This is a genomic window from Lentzea indica (genome assembly GCF_012184385.1).
Classification (GTDB): Bacteria; Actinomycetota; Actinomycetes; order Mycobacteriales; family Pseudonocardiaceae; genus Lentzea; species Lentzea indica.
Genome location: NZ_VSRL01000007.1, coordinates 43,998 through 68,233, shown reverse-complemented (window position 1 = coordinate 68,233; position 24,236 = coordinate 43,998). Strand labels below are relative to the sequence as shown.

General features: G+C 68.8%; 28 protein-coding genes. 13 read left to right on the top strand and 15 right to left on the bottom strand.

From position 1 onward, the window contains the following. Nucleotides 1-2: 2 nt before the first annotated feature. Entirely contained in the window at nucleotides 3-1,250 is a 1,248-nt protein-coding gene (locus FXN61_RS03665) for a glycosyltransferase family 4 protein (RefSeq protein ID WP_167970199.1), read from the top strand. Between the two features lie 48 nt (nucleotides 1,251-1,298). Then, nucleotides 1,299-2,054: an SGNH/GDSL hydrolase family protein gene (locus FXN61_RS03660; RefSeq protein ID WP_167970197.1), complete on the top strand. Its 756-nt coding sequence runs from the start codon at nucleotides 1,299-1,301 to the stop codon at nucleotides 2,052-2,054. On the opposite strand, the gene FXN61_RS03655 is transcribed toward FXN61_RS03660, so the two are convergent. Both FXN61_RS03655 and FXN61_RS03650 read right to left on the bottom strand, forming a co-directional pair. After that, a complete protein-coding gene (locus FXN61_RS03655; RefSeq protein WP_312877529.1) occupies nucleotides 2,017-2,505 on the bottom strand; it encodes a GIY-YIG nuclease family protein in 489 nt (162 codons plus the stop codon). The two genes, FXN61_RS03660 and FXN61_RS03655, sit on opposite strands and share 38 nt — an antisense overlap. A 14-nt stretch (nucleotides 2,506-2,519) precedes the next feature. Beyond that, nucleotides 2,520-3,269 carry an acyltransferase gene (locus tag FXN61_RS03650; protein WP_167970195.1) on the bottom strand — a complete coding sequence of 250 codons (750 nt, stop codon included), beginning with the start codon at nucleotides 3,267-3,269 and terminating at the stop codon, nucleotides 2,520-2,522. Nucleotides 3,270-3,299: 30 nt separating this feature from the next. Between FXN61_RS03650 and FXN61_RS03645 the strand changes: the two genes are divergently transcribed. Together FXN61_RS03645 and FXN61_RS03640 are read left to right on the top strand one after the other, a co-directional pair. After that, nucleotides 3,300-3,551, top strand: a complete 252-nt coding sequence (locus FXN61_RS03645; RefSeq protein WP_167970193.1) for a hypothetical protein — start codon at nucleotides 3,300-3,302, stop codon at nucleotides 3,549-3,551. Between the two features lie 12 nt (nucleotides 3,552-3,563). Continuing rightward, nucleotides 3,564-4,268, top strand: coding sequence for a nucleoside hydrolase (locus FXN61_RS03640; protein ID WP_167970191.1), 705 nt, complete (start codon nucleotides 3,564-3,566; stop codon nucleotides 4,266-4,268). Here FXN61_RS03640 and FXN61_RS54110 read toward each other — a convergent pair. Together FXN61_RS54110 and FXN61_RS03635 are read right to left on the bottom strand one after the other, a co-directional pair. Next, nucleotides 4,217-4,342: a hypothetical protein gene (locus FXN61_RS54110; RefSeq protein ID WP_281360298.1), complete on the bottom strand. Its 126-nt coding sequence runs from the start codon at nucleotides 4,340-4,342 to the stop codon at nucleotides 4,217-4,219. The genes FXN61_RS03640 and FXN61_RS54110 overlap by 52 nt on opposite strands. Continuing rightward, nucleotides 4,339-5,580, bottom strand: a complete 1,242-nt coding sequence (locus tag FXN61_RS03635; protein ID WP_246290629.1) for a hemolysin family protein — start codon at nucleotides 5,578-5,580, stop codon at nucleotides 4,339-4,341. The genes FXN61_RS54110 and FXN61_RS03635 overlap by 4 nt, the downstream gene beginning before the upstream one ends. A 98-nt stretch (nucleotides 5,581-5,678) precedes the next feature. Between FXN61_RS03635 and FXN61_RS03630 the strand changes: the two genes are divergently transcribed. The 3 genes from FXN61_RS03630 to FXN61_RS03620 all read left to right on the top strand — a co-directional run bounded on the left by FXN61_RS03630 (nucleotide 5,679) and on the right by FXN61_RS03620 (nucleotide 8,408). Next, nucleotides 5,679-6,083 (top strand): helix-turn-helix domain-containing protein, encoded by a 405-nt coding sequence (locus FXN61_RS03630; RefSeq protein ID WP_312877528.1) that lies wholly within the window; start codon nucleotides 5,679-5,681, stop codon nucleotides 6,081-6,083. Between the two features lie 92 nt (nucleotides 6,084-6,175). Then, a complete protein-coding gene (locus tag FXN61_RS03625) occupies nucleotides 6,176-6,616 on the top strand; it encodes a Rieske (2Fe-2S) protein (RefSeq protein WP_167970185.1) in 441 nt (146 codons plus the stop codon). Nucleotides 6,617-6,704: 88 nt separating this feature from the next. Further along, nucleotides 6,705-8,408, top strand: coding sequence for a dihydroxy-acid dehydratase (locus tag FXN61_RS03620; RefSeq protein WP_167970183.1), 1,704 nt, complete (start codon nucleotides 6,705-6,707; stop codon nucleotides 8,406-8,408). Between the two features lies 1 nt (nucleotide 8,409). Here FXN61_RS03620 and FXN61_RS03615 read toward each other — a convergent pair whose 3' ends face one another. The 6 genes from FXN61_RS03615 to FXN61_RS03590 all read right to left on the bottom strand — a co-directional run bounded on the left by FXN61_RS03615 (nucleotide 8,410) and on the right by FXN61_RS03590 (nucleotide 14,204). Then, nucleotides 8,410-9,972 carry a peptidoglycan-binding protein gene (locus tag FXN61_RS03615; RefSeq protein WP_167970181.1) on the bottom strand — a complete coding sequence of 521 codons (1,563 nt, stop codon included), beginning with the start codon at nucleotides 9,970-9,972 and terminating at the stop codon, nucleotides 8,410-8,412. A gap of 117 nt (nucleotides 9,973-10,089) precedes the next feature. After that, nucleotides 10,090-10,614 carry a class F sortase gene (locus FXN61_RS03610; RefSeq protein WP_167970179.1) on the bottom strand — a complete coding sequence of 175 codons (525 nt, stop codon included), beginning with the start codon at nucleotides 10,612-10,614 and terminating at the stop codon, nucleotides 10,090-10,092. Then, a complete protein-coding gene (locus tag FXN61_RS03605; protein WP_167970177.1) occupies nucleotides 10,614-11,357 on the bottom strand; it encodes a DUF4397 domain-containing protein in 744 nt (247 codons plus the stop codon). Before FXN61_RS03605 ends, FXN61_RS03610 begins: the two co-directional genes overlap by 1 nt. Nucleotides 11,358-11,400: 43 nt before the next feature. Beyond that, nucleotides 11,401-12,264: a PfkB family carbohydrate kinase gene (locus FXN61_RS03600; RefSeq protein WP_312877527.1), complete on the bottom strand. Its 864-nt coding sequence runs from the start codon at nucleotides 12,262-12,264 to the stop codon at nucleotides 11,401-11,403. Between the two features lie 45 nt (nucleotides 12,265-12,309). Then, complete coding sequence (locus FXN61_RS03595; RefSeq protein ID WP_167970175.1) at nucleotides 12,310-13,059, bottom strand: hypothetical protein; 750 nt, start codon at nucleotides 13,057-13,059, stop codon at nucleotides 12,310-12,312. A gap of 23 nt (nucleotides 13,060-13,082) precedes the next feature. Continuing rightward, nucleotides 13,083-14,204, bottom strand: a complete 1,122-nt coding sequence (locus FXN61_RS03590) for a GAF domain-containing protein (RefSeq protein WP_312877526.1) — start codon at nucleotides 14,202-14,204, stop codon at nucleotides 13,083-13,085. Between the two features lie 117 nt (nucleotides 14,205-14,321). Between FXN61_RS03590 and adh the strand changes: the two genes are divergently transcribed. Genes adh through FXN61_RS03570 form a run of 4 tightly spaced genes read left to right on the top strand, consistent with a single transcriptional unit; the run spans nucleotide 14,322 to nucleotide 17,892 of the window. Beyond that, a complete protein-coding gene (adh, locus tag FXN61_RS03585) occupies nucleotides 14,322-15,845 on the top strand; it encodes an aldehyde dehydrogenase (protein WP_167970170.1) in 1,524 nt (507 codons plus the stop codon). Next, nucleotides 15,845-16,195, top strand: a complete 351-nt coding sequence (locus FXN61_RS03580) for a DUF779 domain-containing protein (RefSeq protein ID WP_167970168.1) — start codon at nucleotides 15,845-15,847, stop codon at nucleotides 16,193-16,195. Before adh ends, FXN61_RS03580 begins: the two co-directional genes overlap by 1 nt. Before the next feature lie 9 nt (nucleotides 16,196-16,204). Continuing rightward, nucleotides 16,205-17,059, top strand: a complete 855-nt coding sequence (locus FXN61_RS03575; RefSeq protein ID WP_167970166.1) for a DUF2199 domain-containing protein — start codon at nucleotides 16,205-16,207, stop codon at nucleotides 17,057-17,059. Continuing rightward, nucleotides 17,056-17,892, top strand: coding sequence for a hypothetical protein (locus FXN61_RS03570; protein ID WP_167970164.1), 837 nt, complete (start codon nucleotides 17,056-17,058; stop codon nucleotides 17,890-17,892). The genes FXN61_RS03575 and FXN61_RS03570 overlap by 4 nt, the downstream gene beginning before the upstream one ends. Here FXN61_RS03570 and FXN61_RS03565 read toward each other — a convergent pair. Next, complete coding sequence (locus FXN61_RS03565) at nucleotides 17,880-18,461, bottom strand: acetoacetate decarboxylase family protein (protein ID WP_167970162.1); 582 nt, start codon at nucleotides 18,459-18,461, stop codon at nucleotides 17,880-17,882. The genes FXN61_RS03570 and FXN61_RS03565 overlap by 13 nt on opposite strands. A gap of 122 nt (nucleotides 18,462-18,583) precedes the next feature. Here FXN61_RS03565 and FXN61_RS03560 point away from each other — a divergent pair, with 122 nt between their 5' ends. Then, complete coding sequence (locus tag FXN61_RS03560; protein WP_167970160.1) at nucleotides 18,584-19,855, top strand: alpha/beta hydrolase family protein; 1,272 nt, start codon at nucleotides 18,584-18,586, stop codon at nucleotides 19,853-19,855. A gap of 5 nt (nucleotides 19,856-19,860) precedes the next feature. Here FXN61_RS03560 and FXN61_RS03555 read toward each other — a convergent pair whose 3' ends face one another. Next, nucleotides 19,861-20,679 carry an alpha/beta fold hydrolase gene (locus FXN61_RS03555; RefSeq protein WP_167970158.1) on the bottom strand — a complete coding sequence of 273 codons (819 nt, stop codon included), beginning with the start codon at nucleotides 20,677-20,679 and terminating at the stop codon, nucleotides 19,861-19,863. 59 nt (nucleotides 20,680-20,738) lie between these two features. Here FXN61_RS03555 and FXN61_RS03550 point away from each other — a divergent pair, with 59 nt between their 5' ends. Beyond that, complete coding sequence (locus FXN61_RS03550; protein ID WP_167970156.1) at nucleotides 20,739-21,140, top strand: SgcJ/EcaC family oxidoreductase; 402 nt, start codon at nucleotides 20,739-20,741, stop codon at nucleotides 21,138-21,140. Here the strand turns inward: FXN61_RS03550 and FXN61_RS03545 are convergent. The 3 genes from FXN61_RS03545 to FXN61_RS03535 all read right to left on the bottom strand — a co-directional run bounded on the left by FXN61_RS03545 (nucleotide 21,137) and on the right by FXN61_RS03535 (nucleotide 24,224). Beyond that, on the bottom strand, nucleotides 21,137-22,171 hold the full coding sequence (locus tag FXN61_RS03545; RefSeq protein WP_167970154.1) for a chitinase: 1,035 nt from the start codon (nucleotides 22,169-22,171) through the stop codon (nucleotides 21,137-21,139). The two genes, FXN61_RS03550 and FXN61_RS03545, sit on opposite strands and share 4 nt — an antisense overlap. 167 nt (nucleotides 22,172-22,338) lie before the next feature. Beyond that, a complete protein-coding gene (locus FXN61_RS03540; RefSeq protein ID WP_167970152.1) occupies nucleotides 22,339-23,277 on the bottom strand; it encodes an SDR family NAD(P)-dependent oxidoreductase in 939 nt (312 codons plus the stop codon). Further along, on the bottom strand, nucleotides 23,274-24,224 hold the full coding sequence (locus FXN61_RS03535) for an SDR family NAD(P)-dependent oxidoreductase (RefSeq protein ID WP_167970149.1): 951 nt from the start codon (nucleotides 24,222-24,224) through the stop codon (nucleotides 23,274-23,276). The genes FXN61_RS03540 and FXN61_RS03535 overlap by 4 nt, the downstream gene beginning before the upstream one ends. Nucleotides 24,225-24,236 lie beyond the last annotated feature (12 nt).

The following is a 24,236-nucleotide window of genomic DNA, read 5'->3' as shown; positions in this document are numbered from 1 at the left end:
GGATGCGCGTGCTGATGTTGTCGTGGGAGTACCCGCCGGTGGTCGTCGGCGGGCTGGGCAGGCACGTCCACGCGCTCGCGACACAGCTGGCCGCGCAGGGGCACGACGTCGTCGTGCTGTGCCGTCAGCCGTCCGGCACCGACGCGATCACACACCCGACGGTGGACGTGGAGAGCGAGGGCGTGCGGCTGATCCGCGTCGCCGAGGATCCCGCGCACCTGGTGTTCGAGAAGGACCTCGTGGCGTGGACCCTCGCGATGGGTCACGCGATGACGCGCGCAGGTCTGGCTCTCGGTTCGTGGCGCCCCGACGTCGTGCACGCGCACGACTGGCTCGTCACGCATCCGGCTGTGGCGTTGGCGGAAGCTTTCGGCGTACCGCTGGTGGCGACCATCCACGCGACCGAGGCCGGGCGGCACTCCGGCTGGCTGTCGCACCCGTTGAACCAGCAGGTTCACTCGGTGGAGTGGTGGCTCGCGAACCGCGCCGATTCTCTGATCACGTGCTCGTCCGCGATGCGCCGCGAGGTGGCGCATCTGTTCGAAGTGGACACCGCTGACGTTTCCGTGCTGCACAACGGCATCGAGCCGGGTGGCTGGCGGGTGCGGGCGGCGGACGTCGGCGCTGCCCGGCGTGCCTACTCGCCGCACGGCGATCCGTTGCTGCTCTTCTTCGGCCGCATCGAGTGGGAGAAGGGCATCCAGGACCTGATCGCCGCACTCCCCCGGATCCGCCGTGCTTTCCGCGGCACGCGAGTCGTCGTGGCCGGCGGCGGTTCGCAAACCGAGTGGCTGCAGGAGCAGGCGCGCAAGCATCGCGTGCTGCGTGCCGTGGAGTTCGTCGGCCATCTCTCCGACAGGTCTCTTGCGGCGTTGCTCACAGCCGCCAACGCGGTGGTCTTGCCTTCCCGCTACGAGCCCTTCGGGATCGTGGCCCTGGAGGCCGCGGCCGCAGGAACACCTCTGGTCGCGTCGACCGCGGGCGGGCTCGGCGAGGTCGTGCTGGACGGCGTGACCGGCCTGTCGTTCACCCCCGGTGACGTGGACGGACTCGCGCGCGCCGTACGTGACGTGCTGTCCGATCCGACGGCCGCTGCCGCCCGTGCGCGCGCCGCCAAAGCCCGTCTGGCCACGGACTTCAACTGGGCCACGATCGCCGCCGACACAGCTTCGGTTTACGAGAAGGCTTTGGTGCGCGAACCACGCGTCCTGGGCCGCCCCAAGATCGCTACGGGCAACTTGTTCACCTGAGTCCGCTACAGTCGCCGGTCCCGTGAACAACAGGTGACCGAGGACTGAATGAAATACCAACGCTTCGTGGCGCTCGGGGACAGCTGCACCGAGGGCCTGGACGACCTGCTCCCCGACGGCCGATACCGCGGCTGGGCGGACCGCGTCGCGTCCGTGCTGGACGCGCCGGGCTTCCGCTACGCCAACCTGGGCGTGCGCGGCCGTCGCCTCGACCAGATGCTGGTGGAACAGGTGCCGTCCGCGGCGAGGTTGGAGCCTGACCTCGTTGCAGTGTTCGGTGGCGGCAACGACGTGATGTCCGGCGCGTCAGCTTCGGAAATCGCACGTCGTGTGGACGCGATGGTGCGCGCCGTGACGTCGTTCGCGCCGACCGTCGCCGTCTTCACGTTGAGCGACATCTCGCAGCGGATGCCGTTCGGCTGGCGCATGCGTCCGCGCATCGAGGCCTTGAACGACGCCGTGCGCGTCGCCGCGGTGCGCTATGGCGCGATTTTGGTCGACTTGTGGGACGACGAGTGCGTGCAGGACTCGCGATACTTCGGCCCGGACCGACTGCACCTGTCGTCGCTGGGGCATCGGCGGTTGGCCGGACACCTGTTGTCAGCGCTGGACATCCCGTTCGACACCTCGTGGATGGCGCCGCTGAACGGGACTGCCGCGCCTACGTCCGTGCTGGACCACTGGCGCTGGCTGCGCGATCAGGTTCTGCCGGTCGCTTACTCGCGCTCACGCAACAAGTTGATCGGCCGTCAGCCTGGCGACGGCTTCAGGCCGAAGCGCCCGCAGCTCGCGCCGCTGACCTGACCGCGGCACGCAGCTCGCTGACCGACTTCGCGTACGGGTGCGGGTTGTCCTTGATGTTCAGCGGGAACCGGCCGGACCTGAGCAGTTCGAGCTCGAGCGGCTCGGGGTCCGGCCGGGCAACGCAGGCGACGCGACCGTGCTCCGCGAGCCACGTGCTCACCACAGGTTCGTGATCACCGAACGTCAGCCGCGACCCCACCTGGCGCAACGGCAGGTCGAGATGACAGCCGAGCGTCAGGCGCAGCGTGGACCCGGACGCGTTGCCCCGGAAGTGGTTGCGCAGCCTGGACCTCAGCGTCCGCTTCACCGTCGCGATGCCGACGTACAGCGCGGTGCCGTGCTCGTTCTCGTAGCAGCCATCGGTCGGCACACCCGGCGGAATCTCGTCGAAGAACCACACGTAGACCCCGGGCTCCCGCGGCACGTCGGCCAGCTCAGCCGCGGTGTACACGCGCCCGTGGTCGATCAACTCTGGTTCTCCAGCGACTTCTCCAGCGCCTCCTTGGCCTTGCGGGCCATGTCCGCGATGTCCGCCCTGCGCTGAGCATCAGCCTCGTAGTCGGCGCGCCGATCCCGCACCACCCGTGCCGGCGCGCCGACCGCGATCTTGTAGTCCGGGAAGTCCCCGCGCACCACGGCATGCGCGCCCAGCACACACCCGCGCCCGACCCGAGTACCGCGCAGCACGGTCACCTTGGCCCCGAGCCAGCAGTCCGGCCCGATGCGGACGGGCGACTTCACGATGCCCTGGTCCTTGATCGGCAGGGTGATGTCCTCGGTCTTGTGGTCGAAGTCGCAGATGTACACCCAGTCCGCGACCAGCGACGACGCGCCGATCTCGATGTCGAGGTAGCAGTTGACCGTGTTGTCCTTGCCGAACACGACCTTGTCGCCGATGCGCAGCGACCCCTCGTGGCACCGGATGGCGTTGCCGTCGCCGATGTGCACCCAGCGCCCGATCTCCATGCGGCCGTAGCCGGGGCGGGCCATCACGTCGACGCGTTTGCCGAAGAACACCATGCCGCGCAGCACCACGTGCGGGTTGAGCAGGCGGAACTTCAGCAGCCGCCAGTACCTGACGAGGTACCAGGGGGTGTAGGCGCGGTGGCGCAGGACCCAGCGCAGGGAGGCGAGCGTGAGGAAGCGCGCCTGCATGGGATCGCGGCGTGACCGGCGCCATCGGGTCCACACCGGAGCGCCCCACATCGAAGTCATGAACGAAGACTTTAACTACGCTGGTCGGCGATGAAGGAACTGAGCTGCCGCGTGTGCGGATGGTCGGACGGCAGCGTGCGCTGGGAGGACGGCTACGGGTCGTTCGACATCTGCGGCTGCTGCGGGTGCGAGGCCGGCTACGAGGACACGCTGCCGGAGGCCGCCAGGGCCCACCGCGAGCGCTGGATCGCCGACGGCACGCCGTGGTTCGACCGCAAGGCGCGGCCGGACGGCTGGGAGCTGGGTGACCAGCTCGACAACGTGCCGGAGGCGTTCCGCTGACAAGCTGGACGCATGGCGATCCCTCTGATCATCGACACCGACCCCGGCGTGGACGACGCGTTCGCGATCGCGCTCGCTGCCCGCAGCCCCGAGGTCGACCTGCGAGGCCTCACCACGGTGTTCGGCAACGTCGCGCTCGACCTCACCACCCGCAACGCCCAGCGGTTGCTGGCGCACCTCGGCCGCACCGACGTGCCGGTGGTGAGGGGTGCGGAGGGTCCGAGCGGGGCGGCGGACGTGCACGGCGAGGACGGGCTCGGCGGGCAGGCGCACACGTTGCCCGAGAGCGACCACGAGCTCTTCGGGGACGACGTCATCGGGTTCTTCCGGGAGCGCCTCACTCCGGACACGGTGGTCGTCGCCATCGGGCCGCAGACCAACATCGCCAAGGCGCTCGACGCGGGCATCGAGTTCCCCCGGCTGATCGTCATGGGTGGCGGGCTCGACCTCGGCAACACGACCGCGCGCGCCGAGTTCAACTTCTGGGCCGACCCCGCCGCGGCGCGCACGGTGATCCGCAAGGGCAACCCGATCGTCGTGCCGCTCAACCTCACGCACCGGTGCATCGCCGACACCGAGTTCCTGGCCAAGGTCGACCCGGTGCTGAGCAATCTCACCGGCACCTACCGGGCGTATCTGGCCAACCGGTCGGAGAACACCGGCATCTACATCCACGACGCCGTCGCGGTGGCCGAGGCGATCGGCCCCAGCAGCTGAACAACGCGGCGAGACTCGGCGGCGACGAAGAACCCGTTCAACGCGAGCAGCACAACGGAGATCACGATGCTCATCGCGACAGCACCACCGAGTCCGGCACGTTGCGCGCCACCGTGGTGACCACCAGCCGCAAGCCGTTCATCTCGATCTCGTCGCCGGCTCGCGCCACTCGGCCCAGCTGGTGCAGCACCAAGCCGGACACCGTGCCGTACGAGTCGTCAGCAGGCAGCTCCACGCCGGTGGCGTCCTCGACCTCGTCCAGTCTCATGCGGCCGGGCACACGCCAGTCGTCGCCCACCTTTTCGATCATGTCGGCCACCGGGTCGTCCTCGTCGTGGATCTCACCGACGAGCTCCTCCGCCAGGTCCTCCAACGAGATCACGCCGGCGAACCCGCCGAACTCGTCGACCACGCACGCCAGTTGGCGTCGTTCGGTCCGCAGCCGTTCCAGAACGGCGGGCAGTGGCAACGTCGCCGGCACCACCAGCGCCGGCGAGGAGATCTTCCCGATCGCTGTGTTGGAGCGCTCCTCGGGCGTCAACGTCAGCACCTCGGCCAGGCCCACGACACCGCGCAGGTCGTCGAGGTCGTCACCGACCACGGGGAACCGCGAGTTTCCGGTGTCCAGCAACGAGACCACGCGCGCGACGGGATCATCGAACCGTACTGTGTGGACGTTCACGCGCGGCGTCATCGCCTGTTCCGCGACGAGCTCACGGAACCCGATGCCGTGTTCCAGCAGCCGCGTGAGCTCGGGGTCGAGGTGGCCCCGCTCCCCCGCGTCCTCGACGATCTGCTTGAGGTCCTCGGGTGTCGCGCCCTGCGGCAGTTCCTCGACCGGCTCGATGCCGATCGCGCGCAGCAGCCTGTTCGCGGCCGCGTCGAACAACCGGATCACCGGGCCGGCGATCTTGAGGTAGACGAGGGTGGAGGAGCTGAGGGCCAGCGCCAGCCGTTCTGGCCGCGCGATCGCGAGGTTCTTCGGCAGCAGCTCACCGAGCACCATCTGCACGAAGGTCGCGAAGACCAGTGCGATCACCATGGAGAACGGCACGCCCAGACCGGTGCCGAGCAGCGGCTCGGCCACGTAACCCACGAGCAGCGCCGTCACCGTGATGCCGAACTGGGCGCCGGACAGCATGAAGGAGAGCTTCTGAGTCACGCGGTAGGCACGGTCGGCGGCCTTCGAGCCGGCCTCGGCCATCTGCCGCAGACGGCCGCGATCGACCGCCATGTACGCGAACTCCTGAGCAACGAAATACCCCGTGGCGACAGTGAGCACCACGATGGCGAGCAAGCCGGATGCGATCAACAAGACGCACCCGGCCACGTACTACAGCCATCTATGTCGGCTTCGTCAGGCATACTCCAACACTAGCACGTAGCACTGTACGGTTTAGAGGGACGGAGGTGGCCGATTTGTCCGAATCGCTTCTCAAGATCGGCGAGCTTGCCGCCCGCGCCGGCGTCAGCATCCGCACGGTCGACTACTACACGACTTTGGGCCTGATCAGCCCCACCCAGCGCACCGCGAGCAACTACCGCCTCTACCGCGCCGACGACGTCGATCGCATCCACCTCGTGCAACGTCTCGAGGTCCACGGCCTGCCGCTCGAGGACATCGCCAGGGCCTTCACCGCAGGGCCCGCGGACACGGCCGCGGTGCTCTGCCGGATCGACGCCGACCTGCGCACGCTCCAGGAAGCCGCCGACACCGCGTCCCCCGAAATGCACGGCCTGCTGAGCGTGATCGCGGACCGCGTCCACTCGCTGATCACCATCGCCCTGCAGCTTCCACCCGACCTGCCGCTTTAGTCCTCGAAAATTCGGGGCTCGCCCGGTCCAGCCGCTCACGCCAAGGTGAACAGGCCGCCTCCGCCGCATCTCGACATGGCAGGAAGTGAGCGATGGAGTTCCCGGACACCCCCACCACCGTCAGCCGCCGCTGTTTCCTCGGTGGCTGCGCCGCCACGGCCCTCGCGACAGGCACCGCCCTTTCCGCAGGCACCGCCGCGGCCGCCGAGTCCCAGCCGTGCGGCAAGCTTCCGCCCGGCACGTTCCTCGCGAAGAAGGCGGACGTGCCGCTCAACGGCGGTGTCGTCGTCTACTTCGACGACGAGACGTCCGTCGTCGTCGCGCAGCCGAAGAAGGGCACGTACACGGCGTTCGACGCCAAGTGCACGCACCTGGGCTGCATGTGCAGCGAGGTCGACAACAACCTGATCATCTGCTGGTGCCACGACAGCCGGTTCAGCTCGGTGGACGGCAAGAGGAAGACCGGACCGGCCAAGAAGCCGTTGCCGCAGATCAAGACGAAGATCAAGGGTGACGACATCGTCGTGGCCTGACCTCGCGCGGGCGGGTCCGGAAAGTCGTGCGGTCCGGACCCGTCGCGGTAGTGCCTGCGACGAGCGGTCAGAGGTTACTGTCGAGGACATGGGGCTGCGCAGCGAACACTGGTACGCAGGAGAAGACCGCAACGCCTACATCCACCGAGCCTGGATGCGCCGCGGCGGCCCGTCCGACGCCTTCACCAGACCGCAGATCGCCATCGCCAACTCCGCCTCCGACCTCACCCCGTGCAACGCGCACCTCGACGAGGTCGCCGCCTCGGTGTCGAACGGCGTGCGCGAGGCCGGCGGCATCCCGCTCAACCTCCCGGTAGTGTCGCTCGGCGAGACCAACGTCCGCCCGACCGCGATGCTGTGGCGCAACATGGCCGCGATGGCCGCCGAGGAGATGCTGCGCGCCAACCCGGTCGACGGCGTGGTGCTGCTCGGCGGTTGTGACAAGACGATTCCCGCGCTGCTGATGGCCGCCGCGTCCGTCGACATCCCGGCGGTCGTGGTTCCCGGCGGGCCGATGCTCACCGGCACGTTCCGCGGTGTGCCGCTGGGCTGCGGCACCGACGTCTGGCGGCTGTCGGAGGAAGTCCGTGCCGGCACGTTGTCGCAGGAGGCGTTCATCCGGTCGGAGTCCGCGATGATCCGCAGCCGCGGCCACTGCAACACCATGGGCACGGCCTCGACGATGGCTTTGGTCGCGGAGGCTCTGGGCACCGTCGTCCCCGGTGTGGCGGGCACTCCGGCGCCGGACAGCAGGCTGCTCGAAGCCTCCCACGGCACGGGCCGCCTGATCGTCGAGCTGATCGAGAAGGACCGGCGCCCCAGCACGTTCCTGACGAAGGCCTCCTTCCACAACGCGATCGTCGCGCTGGCCGCGATCGGCGGCTCCACCAACGCCGTGGTGCATCTCCTGGCTGTTGCCGGACGTCTTGGCGTCGACCTGACCTTGGACGACTTCGACCGCATCGGCTCCGGCGTCCCGTTGCTGGTGGATCTCCAGCCCGCCGGGCGCTTCCTGATGGAGGACTTCCACCGCGCGGGCGGGCTTCTGGCCGTGCTGCGGGAAGTTCGTGACCTGCTCGACCCATCCGCGCTGACGGTCACCGGCCGGCCGCTCGTCGACCACCTCGACGACGCGCCGATCTGGGATCCCGAGGTGATTCGCAGCCGTGCCGAGCCGATCATCGCCGAGGGCGGGATCGCGGTGCTGCGCGGCAACCTGGCGCCGTCCGGTGCGCTGATCAAACCGGCCGCCGCGTCGGCTCATCTGTTGCAGCACCGGGGAAAGGCCGTGGTGTTCGACAGCATCGAGGACTTCCACGCCCGCGTCGACGACCCGGACCTCGACGTGGACGCGGACTCCGTGCTCGTGCTGCGCGGCTGTGGCCCGCGCGGCTATCCCGGCATGCCAGAGGTGTCGAACATGCCGCTGCCCAGGAAACTCCTGGAGCAGGGCGTGCGCGACATGGTCCGGATCTGCGACGGGCGCATGAGCGGCACCGCCTACGGCACGGTCGTGCTGCACGTGGCACCGGAGGCGGCCGCGGGCGGGCCGCTCGGGCTGGTCCGCACCGGCGACGTCATCGTGCTGGACGTGGAGAACCGCCGGATCGACGTGGAGGCGCCAGACTTCCTGTCACGCGCGCCCAGTGCCGCGATGACGTCGGCGTTCGCCAAACCGTCACGCGGCTGGGAACGGCTCTACGTCGAGCACGTCCTGGGCGCCGACACCGGAGCCGACCTGGACTTCCTGGTCGGCTCCAGCGGTTCGGACGTCGCGCGCGAGTCGCACTAGGTCACTTCAGCCGATCGACGACCTGCGCCTCGTACAGCGACTCCGGCACCAGCGGACCGGTCTTGATCTCGATGCTGCCCCACGGTCCGGGGAAGTACGGCTGCGACCGCCGCGTGCCCTCGTTGGACACGGCGTAGTTCTGCGCGGTCGGTGGCTTCTGGACGACGATTTCCTTGTTGTAGTCCCAGATCATCGAGTGCGCGGCGCCCCAGCCGTGCGAGGTGCCGTAGTCGCCGCGGTTGATCAGCTTGGCCTGGTTGCCGCGGTTGCCGACCTCGCGGATGTTGTCGAACAGCAGGCCCTGGCTCCATCGCCGGTGGGCCTCCGCGTCGCCACCGTCCACAGTGGCCCGGTGCCACACCACGCCCGCCACGGAGTTCGCCCCGTTGCTGACGAACGCGTGCCGCGCCTTCGAGGCGTGCAGGCCGGTGAACAGGATCAGGTGCGAGTTGGTGTTCGCGGCGAAGTTGTACATGCGGCCGCCGGTGCGGATCGCGACCGGGTCCGTGGCCTGCGCGTCCTTGACCGTGATGCGCACGGACCGTTCGGTGACCACGCCCGCGTAACCGAAGTAGCGGGTCTTGACCGATCGCACCCAGCTGTTGTCCGCGCCGAACACACCGATCGCGTTCCACGCGTGGTTCTCGTCCTCGCCGCCCTTGGTCTCGACGTCGACCCGCAGGCTCTCCACACCGGACTCGGTGACGAGGTTCCGCGAGGTCACGGGTGCGACCGTGGAGATCGTCAGCGCCCGGTCGAGGTGGTTGTAGATCGGCGCGTCGAACGTGAGCCTGCGGCCGTCGATCGCCTTGATCCTGCGGACCCAGTGCAGGTCCATGGATCCGGGCGTCCACTTGGCGTCCTGCACCACACCGCCGCCGCCGACCGCGTTGATCCACTTCTGTGACGACGGGTGCTTCACGACGACCTCCTGGCCGACCCTGAACGCCGCCGCGTTCGCGACCTCCAGGCCCAGCGACCCGACCTGCACGAACGGAGTGGTCACCTCGACCGCTGCTCCGGTCGTCCACGGGGTCTTGGCGTCGCTGCCGAGCACGACGACCGTGCGCTGGTGCGGTGTGTCGCCGCGGCCGAAGAGCGTTGTGGCGTCACCGGAGCCGCGCAGCACGACGCCGCTGTGCCTGATCCGCACGGTGCCGTGGATGTCGTACCGGCCGGCCGCCAGCTTGACCGCGCCGCGATGACCGTTTACGTCGGGCGTGCGAGCGCCGGCCTGGTCGATGGCCTTCTGGAGGTGCGCGGTGTTGTCGCCGGAGACCGGGCTGATCGTGACGACGTCAGGTACGGACGGCAGCGGCTTCTCGCCGTGGTGGTAGCCGACGTAACTGAAGTCCGGCACCCGGTTGCCGTCCTTGTCGGAGGCGTACTTCAGCCGTCCGGTCGCGTCGTAGGAGACGTGGGCAGAAGACCACTGCCCGGCTTGGGGCGCTGGTGGGTATTTGCCGCAGAACTCCTGCCAGCACGCGGGCGCGGCCTGCGCGACCGGGGCGAGCCAGCCGAGCAGGGCCAGCGTCGCGAGAACCTTCGATGTCCTGATGAACACAGGGCTACTCCTGCCACGTCAACGTCGAGCGGCGGCAGTGGGCCGAAGAGTAGCGGTCAACGCTCCCGTTCGACAGTCCGTGGCGCTCCCGTCGCGTTCCTCAGGCGTGCCCGCGGGTCAGACTTTCAGCACCGCTTCCACGATGACGTTGTCGCGGTAGCTGCCCGCGACCCTGTCGAACTCGCCGCCGCACGTCACGAGCCGCAGTTCGGACAACGGCGTCGGCCCGTAGACGACGGCCGTCGGGAACGCGGTCTTCTCCGTCGAATACGTGCTGTTCACGACGAACGTGAGCTTGCTGCCGTCCTTGCGCTCCACCAGCACCTCGGCACCGGGCCGCAACTCCGGCAACCGGGCGAACACGCCGGGCCCCGTCCTCGAGTCGACGTGCCCCGCGATCACCGCGGGACCTGCGTCTCCCGGCGCGATCCCCTTGGCGTACCAGCCGGCCTTGTCGGTACGAGTCGGCGGCTCCAGGACCCCGGCGGAGTCGACCTTCAGTGCTTCGAGGGAGGTGTCGACGCCGATCGACGGGATCCGTACCGTCACCGGCTCCGGCACCTCGTCCGCGCCGGGATCCTTGACGATGTAGATCAACGCGACCAGCACGGCCGCGCCCATCACGAGCTTGCCCTTGCTCATCAGCCGAACCGGAACATCCTGCCGCGCACCGAGAACATCGCGATGCCCACGATGAGCGCGATGACCAGCGCGGTCACCCAGTCCCAGCCGCCGGCCATGCCGCCGAACCCGGTCTCCTGCCCGCCGCCGGGCACGACCTCGGCACCCTTGGCGTCGGTCCGCAGCTCGATCCGCCGCGCGCTCACCAGCAGCGAGTAGACAGCGCCCGGTTCGAGCGTCGCCTCCAGCCGCGTCGAGTCCTTGCCGCGCGGCAGCACCTGCAGGGCGTCCGAACCGGGCAGCATCACGACGTATCCGGTCGTGGAGTTCGCCTGCACGTTCCGGTGGACGAACACGCTTCCGCGCAGGAGGTCCATCTCGGCGTCACCCGCGTTGATGACCCGCAGCCGCGCCTGCCCGTTCGGCGGCAGGCTGACGTCGTCCTCCAGGACCTTCATCGACGACGCGATGTCGAGAACCGTGTACGCCTTCCCCGACTCCGCCCGCACGAGCACCGACCGCAGCACCGGTGAGCCGGGAGCGGCCCCCGCGGTCCGGAACTCGACGACGTGCTCCCCCGCCGCGACGCGTCCGTAGTCGTTGAGCTGGGCGTAGTCGAGGGTGCCGACCGAGACCCCGTCGAGGGTGGCGTCGACGCGTGCCTGGTCCGTGGAGAAGTGCCCGACGCGCAGGTAGGTGCCGGACGCGGCGTGCGCGGGCGCCGCCGACAGCAGCAGCAACAGCACGACTGCGAGCACTCGCACGCGGACCTCCCCTCACCGGACGAAACAACGATAACGCGCCTGATCAGAGTCCGGTGAGGTCTGGCCGCCCGCCGGGATGCGACACGGTGGCTCCGGACGCCTGGACCGCTCGCCGGGCGGCGTCCGCGGGGCTGTCTCCACGCGTGAGAGCGAACGTCAACGCCGCCACGAAAGCGTCACCACCACCAGTCGTGTCGACGACCTCGGCATCCCCCAGAGGCAACACCAGCTCTCCGCCGTCCCACACGAACGCGTTGCCCACGTCGTCCACGGCGAACGCCACGAGCTTCGGCCCCTGCTCACGCACGTCGTGGGCCGCCCGCACCGCGTCGTCCGCGCTGGTGATCGTCCGGCCGGACAGCAGCTCGGCCTCCCGATGATCCGCGCGCAGGACGTCCGCAGACGCCAGCAGTTCGTCCCTAAGACCGTGCGGCGCTCCGTCGAGCACGACACAACCTGTCGCCGCGCGTGCTGCCTTGAGCGCCACTTCAGGCGGTTGCTGCAGCTGCACCACCACGACGGCCGCACGCGCGATGAGGTCGATCGGCAGGTCGTCCTCACGCAGCAGCACGCCGTCCGGGAGGTCCTCCAGGTACCGCCACCCGTCGGCCACGACGTCGACGATCAACCCCGTGTCGCACCGAGGCCGCCGCACGACGGCTTCAGTTCCGATCCCGTCGGCGGCGGCCCGCGCGATCAGCCGTTCGCCGATGTCGTCGTCGCCGACCACGCCCACGAGCTGGACCGGCGCGCCCAGCTGGGCCAGACCGACCGCGATGTTCGCGCCCTTGCCGCCGAGCATCTCGCGGCGTTCCCGCACCGGCGCCGTGCCACCGGGACCCGGCACCTCGTCGACGACGAGGACCAGGTCCCGCGCGATCTGTCCCACCACGACGATCTCGTCCACACTGCTGGGCTACCCGGCAGGGACCCCGTCGACTCCCAGCTCGGACTAGTGCCGCTGGTACTGGTCGGTGACGTCGAGCCCGTCCGGCAGGACCGCGAAGAGATCCACCGGGGTCCGCTGCGACACCATCTCGGTGCGGTGCAAGCGTTTCAAACGGTCCCTGGCGGACGCCACCTCCTGCCCGGACGCGGACAGCACCAGCACGGGAACCGCGCCCAGCGACACGTGCGCCCCGACGCGGTCGGCGTTCCCGCGCCCGAACTTGAGCACTTTCCCGTACCGCACCAGGTAAAGCAGGTTCTCCTCGCCACGCGAGCGCTTGAGCGGCTGCACCTCACCGGTCTCGTCGTTGCGCCCCCACGTGCCGTGCGACTTCGTCAGCCACCGGAAACCCGTCCACGGCAAGCCGTGCACGTCCGTGGCGAGCACGGTCCTGCCGGGCTGGAAGTACTTGGCAAGTCGAATCTTCACGGTCGTCGCGGCGATGAACTCCGAGTTCTCCCGCCAGGTGCCGTCGAGCTCGAGGCGATGCGCGATCTTCTGCACCGCCGGATCCGGCACGGACCTGTCGTCGAGGCACACCAGGCACCGCGTCCGACTGCCGATGCCACACGACCGCGACACACCGCACCAGCCGCACTGGTGGATCTGCACGGGAGCGCCGCCCGGCCTGTCGTACAACAGTTTCATCTGGTCCGACACGATCTGCAGGCACGGCGCGCACAAGGCACACCACGCGACCTCGGTGACCTCCTTGCGCGGCAGCCGGGTCATGCAGTTGATGCACTGCTTCACTTTGCCCTCCCCCGTGGGAAAGCCTATTCCAACGCCCTTCGCAGGCGCGAGGAGACAAGAGCGTGACGAGGATCGGTGGCCGGAAGCAGCAGACGCAGGCGTTCGAGCACCTCGGCGTCCTCGCCGCTGTCCGCGAACGACAGCAGCGCGTCGAGATCTCCTCGCTCCAGCACGCCTTTGCGCACCGCGGCGGCGAGATCGACCCGCTCCTCGCGGATCACCGGCGCGTCCGAACGGGGTAGCAGCTCACCGCTGTAGTGCCGGGTCGCCTTGCCCGCGTCGCCGGATCTCAGCGCTGTCCGCACGTCCAGGAAATCGCCGCGAACCACGGCGTCCAACCGGTACGGCCTCGTCAACAGGACACCACCGAGCTGCGCGCGCAGCCGATGCAGCTCCGCGCGGACCGTGGTCGGGTTCCCACGCTCACCATAGAGCAACAATGCGAGTTGTTCCGCCGTGAGTCCCTTGGGATGCAGGGCAAGCGCGGTCAGCACCTCCGCGTTGCGCAACGTCAGCGACAGCGGCCGCCCGTCGAGGTCCGCGTGCAGCCCGCCCAGGAAGCTCAGCGTCAGCACGTGCTGGCGCGGCGCGAACTGCCGCAGGTGGTGCTCGGCGAGCCGGGCGGCGGCCGACACGAGCTGCGCGACGGCCGGGTGCATGGTCTTCAACGGCCCGCTGACGTCGACGACCCCCAGCAGCAACCCCGTGTGGGGGTCGTGGATCGGGCTCGCCGCGCACGTCCAGCCGTGGTAGGTGCGCACGAGGTGTTCGCGGGAGTGCACGGTGACGGGCTTGTCCGTCGCCAGCGCGGTGCCCATCGCGTTCGTGCCGATGACATCCTCGCTCCAGCGCGAACCCTCGGTGAGGTGGACGCGTTCGGCGTTGTGCCGCACCCGGTTGTCGCCTTCGCACCACAGGATGTGGCCGCGGGTGTCGGTGACGATCATGATCGTCTCGTCCATGGACAGCGTGTGCTTGAGCAGCGGCACCGTCGTCGCCAACGGGTGTGCGCCACGCAGGTCCGCGATCTCGTCCGGTGCGTAGACGACGGGCGCCTCATGCCGGTCGGGGTCGACGCGCGCCGCGAGGGACCGCCGCCACGACTCGGCGATCACCGGCCGCGCTGCTTCGCCGAGGTCCGTCACCACCTCAGGATGACGGTCCTTCTGGCGCCTTGCGTTACTCCTTTCGGATGCAACGTCCGTGAAACGTTGCACTACCTAGCGTCGCCACCAGTTCGCAACGATGCGGGAGGCGAGACGATGGTGCAGTACGCGGCTCCAGGACAACCCGGCAGCGTGGTGACGTACCGCGACCGGTACGACCACTTCATCGGAGGCGAGTACGTACCGCCCGCCAAGGGTGGGTACTTCGCCAACCCCACGCCGGTCACCGGCGAGGAGTTCACCGAGATCGCCCGCGGCACCGCGGAGGACGTCGAGCGCGCGCTCGACGCGGCCCACGGCGCCGCCCGCGCATGGGGCAAGACGTCGGCCGCCGATCGCGCGAACGTGCTCAACAAGATCGCCGACCGCATCGAGGCCAATCTCGAAGCGCTCGCGGTCGCGGAGACGTGGGAGAACGGCAAGCCGATCCGCGAGACGCTGGCCGCCGACCTGCCGCTCGCGGTCGACCACTTCCGCTACTTCGCCGGCGTGATCCGCGCCCAGGAGGGCGGGATCTCGCAGATCGACGAAGACCTGATCGCGTACCACTTCCAGGAGCCGCTCGGGGTGGTCGGCCAGATCATCCCGTGGAACTTCCCGTTGCTCATGGCGACGTGGAAGCTCGCGCCCGCGCTGGCGGCGGGCAACGCGGTGGTGCTCAAGCCCGCCGAGCAGACGCCGGCATCGATCCACGTGCTGATGGAACTGATCGCCGACCTCCTGCCGCCGGGCGTGGTGAACGTGGTCAACGGTTTCGGCGTCGAGGCGGGCAAGCCGCTCGCGTCCTCGCGCCGCGTGGCGAAGGTGGCGTTCACCGGCGAGACGACCACCGGCCGGCTGATCATGCAGTACGCCAGCGAGAACATCATCCCGGTCACGCTGGAGCTCGGCGGCAAGTCGCCGAACGTGTTCTTCTCCGACGTCGCCTCGCAGCGGGACGCCTTCTACGACAAGGCTCTCGAAGGCTTCACGATGTTCGCGCTGAACCAGGGCGAGGTCTGCACGTGCCCGTCGCGTACGTTGATCCAGAGCGAGATCTACGACAGCTTCATGGGCGACGCCGTCGAACGCACGAAGGCGGTCAAGCAGGGCCACCCGCTCGACACCGAGACGATGATCGGCGCGCAGGCGTCCAACGACCAGCTCGAGAAGATCCTGTCGTACATCGACATCGGCAAGCAGGAAGGCGCTCGCGTGCTGACCGGTGGCGAGCGCGCGGACCTCGGCGGCGAGCTGTCCGGCGGTTACTACATGACGCCGACCATCTTCGAGGGCGACAACAAGATGCGGATCTTCCAGGAGGAGATCTTCGGCCCGGTCGTCGCCGTGACGTCGTTCTCCGACTACGACGACGCCATGAAGACCGCCAACGACACCCTGTACGGCCTGGGCGCGGGCGTGTGGTCCCGTGACGGGTCCGTCGCCTACCGCGCCGGCCGCGACATCCAGGCGGGCCGCGTGTGGGTGAACAACTACCACGCCTACCCGGCGCACGCGGCGTTCGGTGGCTACAAGCAGTCCGGCATCGGCCGCGAGAACCACCGCGTGATGCTCGACCACTACCAGCAGACCAAGAACCTGCTCGTCAGCTACTCCCCGAACGCCCTGGGCTTCTTCTGATGGCCCGCGTGGCCCTGACCTCGGAGGCGGCGGAGGTTCTCCGCCGCCTCCTGGCCGACCACGGCGAGCTGATGTTCCACCAGTCCGGTGGCTGCTGCGACGGTTCGGCCCCGATGTGCTACCCGGCAGGGGAGTTCCGCACCGGTTCGTCGGACGTGCACCTGGGCGACCTCGCCGTGGACGAGTTCGTCGTTCCTGTGTGGATGTCCGCGGCGCAGTTCGAGTACTGGAGCCACACCCACCTGACGATCGACGTGGTGCCCGGTCGTGGGAGCGGGTTCTCGCTGGAAGCACCCCTGGGAATACGTTTTCTGGTGCGTTCCCGTCTGCTCACAGATGAGGAGCTCTAGCATTCCCGCATGACCGTCCAATGCGGATGCTGCGGAGCCGAGATCACGACCACGGACCGCATCGACTACCGGTTGAACCGTCCGGAGCAACTGATCGGCGTGCCCGGCGAGCAACTCGCCGCCCCGACAGGCGGACTGCTCGTCGGGCCGGACGGCGACTCCTACATCCGTTGTCTGCTCCCGGTTCGGCTGACCGGCGGAACCGAGCTGGTGTTCGGCGCGTGGATGCAGATCAGCAAAGTCGACGCCATGTACGCCCACGCCGTGTGGGACAACGACACCCAGTACGCGAACCTCCGTGTCTCCGGCACGTTCGCGAACGTCATCCGGCCGTGGGACCTGCTCGGCGTCCCGGTAGAGGCGGCGGTCCTCAACGCCGACGAGCTGCCGTACTTCACCTCGCATCCGGTGCTGGAGCACGAATGGGACCGCGACGAGGTGCTGAGCCGCATCCGGCAGCCGTTGCCGGTCCCCGTGCGGGAGACGCTCGGCGAGGTGTGGACCATCGAACGCACCGAGGGCATGCGCTGCGTGGTCGAGGGCCGCACCGTCTGGTTCTCGAGCCCCGGCCGCTGGGTGGGCCTCGACGTCTACGCCGACCGCACGGGCGGCAGCCCGAGCGACTTCCTGGGCGCGGTGCTCGACGGCTATCCGGCGAGCGCCGAGCACTCCGTCGAGCACGACGGCGAGGAGCTGCGGCACGCGTTCTGGCTCAGCGAGGTCATCGACGGCCACGAGGAGCAGGTGTTCCACGGGCACGTCGTCCGGCCCGGCGTGATGCTCTCGGTGCGCTGCGTCCACCGCTACCCCGCGGACCGGGCGTGGGCGCGGCACGTGCTGAACAGCGTCCGGTACATCGGGTGACGGCCTGCCAGTGCTGCGGCGCGGAGATCGACGAGTCCGGCGCCCTCGATCTGAACCTCGGCCTGCCTCCCGAGCTCGACGGCGTCTCCCCCGAACGCTTGGCGGGCGGCAATGTCCTGCTGGCCGGCGATGTCGCGTACGCACGGTGCGTGCTGCCCGTCGAGCTGACCGGCGATCTGGAGCTGTGGTTCGGCGCCTGGATGAGGATCACCGCGGGCGACGCACGGCGAGCGGATGCCGTGTGGGGCGGCCCCGGCTACACGTCGCTGCGGCTGACCGGCACGTTCGCGCACGACATCAAGCCGTGGGACGACCTGGACGGCGCGGAGGTCGTCGCCGAGGTGCACGAGCCCGGCTACCTGCCCGAGTTCGTCGAACACCCGCTGCTCGGCACGACCTGGGACCGCGACGAGGTGCTGAGCGCGTTCCTGGTGGAGCTGCCGGTCTCGATTCAGCAGAAGCTGATCGGCGCGTGGAGCATCGAACGGACCGGCGGCATGACCCCACACCTGCTCGAGGACGGCCTGCGGTTCGTAGGTCCAGGTCGCACGGTGTTCATCGACGTCCGCAGGGCCCCTGGTGTGCCCCCGGACCGGTTCCTCGAGATGGCGCTCGACGGTGCCCCTGACGTGCCTGAGGACCAGCGGTTCCTGGCCCGCGACGGCGCCGAGCTGCGACACGCGCTGTGGCTAACGACCGGCACAGCGCGCCACGAGTTCTTCGGCCACGTCGTGAGGTTCGGCGACATGCTCCTCGTGACGTGCATCCACGACGACCCCGCGGACCACGCGTGGGCGCGGCACGTGCTGAACACCGTGCGTTACGGAGCCTGACCGAACGTCAGCCGCATGTCCTTCATCGTGAAGCTGACCAGCGGCGTCCGCCCGGTCAGGTAGCCCAGCGGTCCGCCGACCGGGAACATCCATCCGGCCCGAACCAGCCTGACTCGTCCGGACATGTGCATCCTCGTGCGCACATCACGACCGTCCAGGCGTTGAGCCGTCCGGCCCGCGGCGGTCCATCGGCCCGGCAACGGCACGCCACCGGTCACCACGACAGCCGCGATCGACGAACCTTGGCCGAACCGGGCGAGCTGCTTCGGGATCGCCCACAGCTCGCGGCCGCCCTGCCGCGACGCCTCGCTGTCGACCCAGATCTGCGGCACCGACACCGCCAGCCGGCCCTGGTCCCGCACCGGGGTGGCCACGAGCAGTTCCTCGTAGGTGAGCACGCTTCCCGGTTCGTACGACACGAACGAGACGGCCACGAAAGCGTTGCCCGCCAACGTGATCATCCTGGCGCCGGACGGAAGGTGGGCGTGCGGTACCAGTTCGCGCGGCACCCGGAACACAGAGATCACGAGCGAGCCGCGCATGTGCCACGGTTCGGCTGGATACCGCATCCGACGACCGTACCGGTTCAGGCGCTGCCCCACCTCGGGCACCAGGACCGTAACGTCAGGGAAGTCCCAAGTTTGCGTGAGTGACCTGGACCACTTGTCGAGGCGGACTCACGATTCCCGCCATGAACGTCCTGCTGGCATTCGCACTCACCGCGAGTCTCACGTCGCCGGTGCACCTGCCTCCGACAGCACCGTGCCCGGAGAAGGTCCCCGCCGGCACCACCTGTTACGAGGGCCGGGACGACAACGGCGCCTACTACACGATCGCCGTGCCGAAGAAGTGGAACAAGACGCTGGTCGTGCACTCGCACGGCGGACCCGACCTGGGCGACCCCACGCCCGAGCGCACACGTGACGACCTCAACCGCTGGGCCGTCATGGTCAAGGAGGGCTACGCGTGGGCCGGCACCTCGTACCGGCGCGGTGGTTACGGCACGCGGATGGCGGCCGAGGACACCGACAACCTGCGCAAGATGGTCAGCGCGATGCTGAAGCCGCACAAGGTCTACATCCACGGGCAGTCGTGGGGCGGCAACGTCGCGGCCAAGACCATCGAGCTGTACAAGGGTTATGACGCCGCGCTGCTCACCAGCGGCGTGCTGGCAGGCGGCTCGCGCGGCTACGACTACCGCGTCGACCTGCGCGTGGTCTACCAGTACTACTGCGGCAACCACCCGCGGCCGTCCGAGGTGCAGTACCCGCTGTGGCAGGGACTGCGCCCCGGCTCGACGATGACCACCGCCGGATTGCGCAGCCGGATCGAGGAATGTCTTGGTACGGCGGGCAACCGCACGCCCGAGCAGCAGCAGAAGCTCAACGACATCCTCACCGTGACGAAGATTCCCGAGGAGACGCTGAACTCGCACCTGAACTTCGCGACGTTCACCTTCCGCGACATCGTGCACAACCGCCTGGGCGGCAAGAACCCGTTCAGCACCACCGGTGTGACGTACAAGGGCTCGCACGACGACGCCGCCCTGAACGCCGGTGTGGAACGGTTCGCCGCGGATCCCGAGGCACGCGCGGCGTTGGCGTACGACAGCGATCTCACCGGGAAGATCGACATTCCCGTGCTGACGGTGCACGCGATCGGTGATCCGACGGCGTTCGTGGAGCACGAGTCCGCGTACCGGGACACCGTGACGAAGGCCGGGCGCTGGTGGAACCTCGTGCAGACCTTCACCAACGAGGCCACTCACAGCGCTTTCAGCGACTCCGAGTACGCCGCGGCCATGCAGTCGTTGCAGGCGTGGGAGAAGTGGGGACTGCGTTCCAACCCGTACCTGATCGCCGCCGGCTGCCCGAGTCACGACAGCAGGTACGGCACGGGCTGCTTCTTCAACCCGGGCTACAAGCCGAACTCCTACGAGTCACGGGTTCTGCCAAGGGCCTGAGGCGTTCAGGCGACGAGAAACCTCCGCACGAGGTCCAGCACCGGGCCGGGCGCGTCGAGCTGCACGAGGTGGCCCGCGCCCGGCACGAGGTGCAGAGCGGACCGCGGGATGGCGGCGGCCAGCTGCTCGCCTCTGATCGGCGGGATCCACTCGTCGTCCTCGCCCCAGCACACGGTCACGGGAATCGCGAGATCGCCGTACCGGTGCTGGATCTCGTCGGTGTACCGCTGGTCGGCCTGCGCGATCTGGCGGTAGAAGGCGGGCTGGCCCGCCTCGCCGGTCCACGACGACACCAGCTCGTCGAGCACCTCGGGAGCGAGTCCAGGGCTGCTGGCCGAGGACACGTACTCGCGCACCAACGCTTCGTGCAGGTTGCCAGGCAACTGTTCGAAAACCGCGGAATGCTCCTGCACCAGCCGGAAGAACGGCGATCCCCACGGCGCCAGGGCAACCGGGTCGAACAACGCGAGCGCCGCGTATTCGGCGCCGTGCAACAGATGTGCGCGCAGGGCGACCGCGCCGCCGAAGTCGTGGGCCACCACGTGTGGCCGGGCCAGGCCCCACTCGGCCAGCAGATCGGCGAAGATATTGCCCTGAGCGCGCAACGAGACGTCCTGCCCCGCCTTCATCTCGGAGCGGCCGTAGCCGAGCATGTCCCACACGTACACCTCGTGGTCGGCGGCCAGGTCCGCGGCCACGGCCCGCCACACGAACGAACTGAACGGCGTGCCGTGCAGGAGCACCACCGGCCGTCCTGCGCCGAGCCTCGCCCAGCGCACCACACCGTCCTGGGTCACGAACTCCTCGGGAAGATTCCAGTCCATCGTCCCGACGTTACCCAAGATCGCGCAGTGCGGCGCTTGACCTCCACTATGGTCGAGGTATGACGATCTTCACCATGAGCGAGACAACAGAGATCGAGAAGCTCGTCGCCACCGTCCAGCACGCGCAGCAGAACGAGCTCGCGGAGGAGTTCATCACCCTCTTCCGCGAGGACGCGATCTGGACCACCGCGCACGGCAAGCGGCTCACGGGCCGCGACGAGATCGCCTCCTTCACACGCCAGGTCCTCCCCGGCGCGACGAAGGAGGCGACCGCCACGTACGAGGTGGCGCACGTCGTCTTCATCCGGCCCGACGTGGCGGCCGTCAAGATCCGCCAGCGTCCGGTCAAGCCCGACGGCACTCCCCTGCCCGACCAGAACGAGGGATCGCCGCTCTACGTTCTGTCCAAAGAGGACGGGAGATGGCTGATCGCCGCCGGGCAGAACACCATCGTGCTCTAACGGCCCTGCAGCGACTTCACCTTGTCGCCGAAGGTCCAGTTCTTCGAGCCGTCCCAGTTGATCGACCAGGTCATGAGGCCCTTGAGCTGGCCGCCGAAGCTGTTCCACGCCTGCCCGACCAGTGAGGGGCTCATGTAGCCTCCGCCGGCTCCCGGTTGCGCGGGCAGTCCCGGGACCTGCTTGTCGTAGGGCACCTTGATCGTGGTGCCCTGCACGACCAGGCCCTTGTTGAGGCACTGGGTCTGAGCGACGAAGCCCTGCACGGTTCCCGCCTGGTAGCTGTCGCCGGAGCAGCCGTACATCGAGCCGTTGTAGTACTGCATGTTCAGCCACCACAGGCGGCCGTTGTCCGCGTACTTCTTGATGATCGGGAGGTATGCGCCCCAGATCGAGCCGTAGACGATGCTGCCGCCCGTCACGTACGCGGTCTCCGGCGCCATCGTCAGGCCGAACCCGGAAGGCATCGCGGCGAGCACGCCGTCGATGATGCGGATCAGGTTGGCCTGGGAGGCGGACAGCTGGTTGATGTTGCCGCTACCGACCAGGCCGGTCTCGATGTCGATGTCGATCCCGTCGAAGTTGTACTTCTTCAGGATCGGCACGACGGTGGCGACGAACCGGTTGGCCACGGCGGCCGAGCTCAGGTCGATGCCCGCCGCCGCGCCACCGATCGACAGCAGGATCGTGGCGCCTGCCGCCTTCGCCGCGCACATCTCGGCGGGCGTGGCGACCTTGACGCCGACGTCCATGCCGTCCTCCCACAGCACTGTGCCGTCGGAGCGGATCACGGGGAACGCCGCGTTGATCACGTTGTAGCCGTGCTGCCTGATGCGGCTGTCGGTGATCGGGGTCCAGCCGAACGGCGGGTGGACCCCGTTCGACGCGCCGTCCCAGTTCTCCCAGTACCCGTGCAGGACCTTGCCCGCAGGGCGGGACTTGAGCGCGCACGTGTCGGCGGCCTGTGCGGTGGACGGGACGAGCACGACGGAAATGAGCAGAAGCAGGGCTGTCAATGCCGAACGGGCAGACATTCGCTCACCTTTCGCGTTCAGGCGGCGACCCGCTGTCATTGAAGCACGAAATGGTCCAGACCTCTACCGGGTGCCGGTCACCCTGCTCGTCAACGGGTTCTCCCCCGGCTCGGGATCCCCTGCGTCTCACCGTACTCAGCACCACCGACAAGATCGGCCGGTGCGACTCAAAGGGCCAGGGTCTCCTCCGAAACCTTCCACAGCTGGGCCGCGGACTCCGGGTCCTGCGCGTAGGCGGCCACGCCGGAGATGACGCCACCGGTGTTGGGCAGTGCCTCGTTGCAGTTCTCGAAGTACCTGCCGGACAGGCCTTCCAGCAGCGGCGACGTGGCCAGCACCAGCGTCGTGGCCGCACCCTGCTCCGGTGTCTTCATCCGGCGCGTGGTCGCGGCCCCGCTCAGCCTGATCCGCTCCTGCAGCTCTTCCTGGGTGAGGTGCCGCTGCAGGTTGGTGGCGATGCTGCCGGGCATCAGCGCGTTCATCGTGATGCCCTCGGAAGCCCAGCGCTTGCCGGCCTCGACACCGAACAGGATGTTCGCGGTCTTGGACTGGCCGTAGGCCTGCCAGCGCTCGTACTCGCGGTGCTCGTAGTGGATGTCGTCGAACACGACCTCGCCCATCAGGTGCGCGGACGAGCTCACGTTCACCACCCGCGCACCCTCGGCGCGCAGCGAGTTGAACAGGCCCAGCGTCAGCGTGAAGTGCCCGAGGTGGTTGGTCGCGAACTGCAGCTCCCAGCCCTCGGGCGTGCGGGTCAGCGGCGTTGCCATCACACCGGCGTTGTTGATCAGCAGGTGCAGCGGGCCGTCCCAGTTCCGCGCGAACGCCTTCACCGAGTCCTGCGAGGCCAGGTCCAGTCGCGCGACCGAGATCTTCTTGTTGCCCGTGGCGGTGATCAGCGACGACGCCACGCGCTGACCGGCGTCGACATCCCGGGCCGCGATGGTGACCTGAGCACCCGCGGTGGCCAGTGCCCGGACGGTCTCCACGCCGATGCCCGACGCCCCGCCTGTGACCACGGCGCGGCGGCCCGTCAGGTCGACGCCCTCGACCACTTCCAGAGCAGTGGTCTCGAACCCGAACCCGGTGGTGATCAGCTCGCTCATGCCAGTTCCTTCGCCTTCAGGCCCAGGGTCTCGACGGAGACCTTCCACAGGTGCGCGGCCGCATCCGGGTCCAGCGCGTAATCGGCGACGCCCGACCGCTTCTCCTCAGTGGTCGGCAACGCCTCGTTGCAGTCCTCGAAGTACTTGCCCGACACGCCCTCGAGCAGCGGCGACGTGGCCACCACCAGCGTCGTGGCCGCGCCCTGCTCCGGCGACTTCATCGTCAGACCGCCGCCACGAATGCGGATCCGCTCCTGCACTTCCTCCGCGGAGATGTGCCGCTGCAGGTTCGTCAGGATTCCGCCGGGCATCAGGGCGTTCATCGTGACGCCGTCGCCGGCCCACCGAGCGCCGGCTTCGACGCCGAACAGCACGTTCGCGGTCTTCGACTGGCCGTACGCCAGCCACGGGTCGTACGCGCGGCGCTCGAAGTGGATGTCCTCGAACACCACCGGGCTGTTCAGGTGCCCGGTCGAGCTGACGTTGACCACGCGGGCGCCCTCGGCGCGCAGCGAGTTGAGCAGGCCCAGCGTCAGCGTGAAGTGCCCGAGGTGGTTGGTCGCGAACTGCAGCTCCCACCCCTCCGGCGTGCGGGTCAGCGGCGGCGCCATGACACCGGCGTTGTTGATCAGCAGGTGCAACGGCCCGTCCCAGCCGCGTGCGAAGGCCTTGACCGAGTCCTGCGACGTCAGCTCCAGGGGAGCGACGAAGATGTTCTTGTTGCCAGTGGCCGCCGACAGCTCGGAGGCGACCTTCTGGCCCGCCTCGACGTCGCGGGCGGCGATGGTGACCTCTGCCCCCGCGGCAGCCAGCGCCCGCACGGTCTCGACACCGATGCCCGACGCCCCACCGGTGACCACGGCGCGACGGCCAGAGAGGTCGACGCCCTCGACGACCTCGAGAGCGGTGCTCTCGCGACCGAACGGGGTGGTGATGCGCTCACTCATCCTGTTTCCCCA

What these genes read in the sequence shown, in the direction of transcription:
- FXN61_RS03535 (WP_167970149.1), bottom strand. Translation starts at nt 24,224, where the DNA reads ATGAGTGAGCGCATCACCACCCCGTTCGGTCGCGAGAGCACCGCTCTC.
- FXN61_RS03550 (WP_167970156.1), top strand. Translation starts at nt 20,739, where the DNA reads ATGACGATCTTCACCATGAGCGAGACAACAGAGATCGAGAAGCTCGTC.
- FXN61_RS03575 (WP_167970166.1), top strand. Translation starts at nt 16,205, where the DNA reads ATGACCGTCCAATGCGGATGCTGCGGAGCCGAGATCACGACCACGGAC.
- FXN61_RS03580 (WP_167970168.1), top strand. Translation starts at nt 15,845, where the DNA reads ATGGCCCGCGTGGCCCTGACCTCGGAGGCGGCGGAGGTTCTCCGCCGC.
- FXN61_RS03545 (WP_167970154.1), bottom strand. Translation starts at nt 22,171, where the DNA reads ATGTCTGCCCGTTCGGCATTGACAGCCCTGCTTCTGCTCATTTCCGTC.
- FXN61_RS03625 (WP_167970185.1), top strand. Translation starts at nt 6,176, where the DNA reads ATGGAGTTCCCGGACACCCCCACCACCGTCAGCCGCCGCTGTTTCCTC.
- FXN61_RS03565 (WP_167970162.1), bottom strand. Translation starts at nt 18,461, where the DNA reads ATGCGGTATCCAGCCGAACCGTGGCACATGCGCGGCTCGCTCGTGATC.
- FXN61_RS03645 (WP_167970193.1), top strand. Translation starts at nt 3,300, where the DNA reads ATGAAGGAACTGAGCTGCCGCGTGTGCGGATGGTCGGACGGCAGCGTG.
- FXN61_RS54110 (WP_281360298.1), bottom strand. Translation starts at nt 4,342, where the DNA reads ATGAGCATCGTGATCTCCGTTGTGCTGCTCGCGTTGAACGGGTTCTTC.
- FXN61_RS03650 (WP_167970195.1), bottom strand. Translation starts at nt 3,269, where the DNA reads ATGACTTCGATGTGGGGCGCTCCGGTGTGGACCCGATGGCGCCGGTCA.
- FXN61_RS03555 (WP_167970158.1), bottom strand. Translation starts at nt 20,679, where the DNA reads ATGGACTGGAATCTTCCCGAGGAGTTCGTGACCCAGGACGGTGTGGTG.
- FXN61_RS03620 (WP_167970183.1), top strand. Translation starts at nt 6,705, where the DNA reads ATGGGGCTGCGCAGCGAACACTGGTACGCAGGAGAAGACCGCAACGCC.
- FXN61_RS03560 (WP_167970160.1), top strand. Translation starts at nt 18,584, where the DNA reads ATGAACGTCCTGCTGGCATTCGCACTCACCGCGAGTCTCACGTCGCCG.
- FXN61_RS03540 (WP_167970152.1), bottom strand. Translation starts at nt 23,277, where the DNA reads ATGAGCGAGCTGATCACCACCGGGTTCGGGTTCGAGACCACTGCTCTG.
- FXN61_RS03640 (WP_167970191.1), top strand. Translation starts at nt 3,564, where the DNA reads ATGGCGATCCCTCTGATCATCGACACCGACCCCGGCGTGGACGACGCG.
- FXN61_RS03660 (WP_167970197.1), top strand. Translation starts at nt 1,299, where the DNA reads ATGAAATACCAACGCTTCGTGGCGCTCGGGGACAGCTGCACCGAGGGC.
- FXN61_RS03610 (WP_167970179.1), bottom strand. Translation starts at nt 10,614, where the DNA reads ATGAGCAAGGGCAAGCTCGTGATGGGCGCGGCCGTGCTGGTCGCGTTG.
- FXN61_RS03665 (WP_167970199.1), top strand. Translation starts at nt 3, where the DNA reads ATGCGCGTGCTGATGTTGTCGTGGGAGTACCCGCCGGTGGTCGTCGGC.
- adh (WP_167970170.1), top strand. Translation starts at nt 14,322, where the DNA reads ATGGTGCAGTACGCGGCTCCAGGACAACCCGGCAGCGTGGTGACGTAC.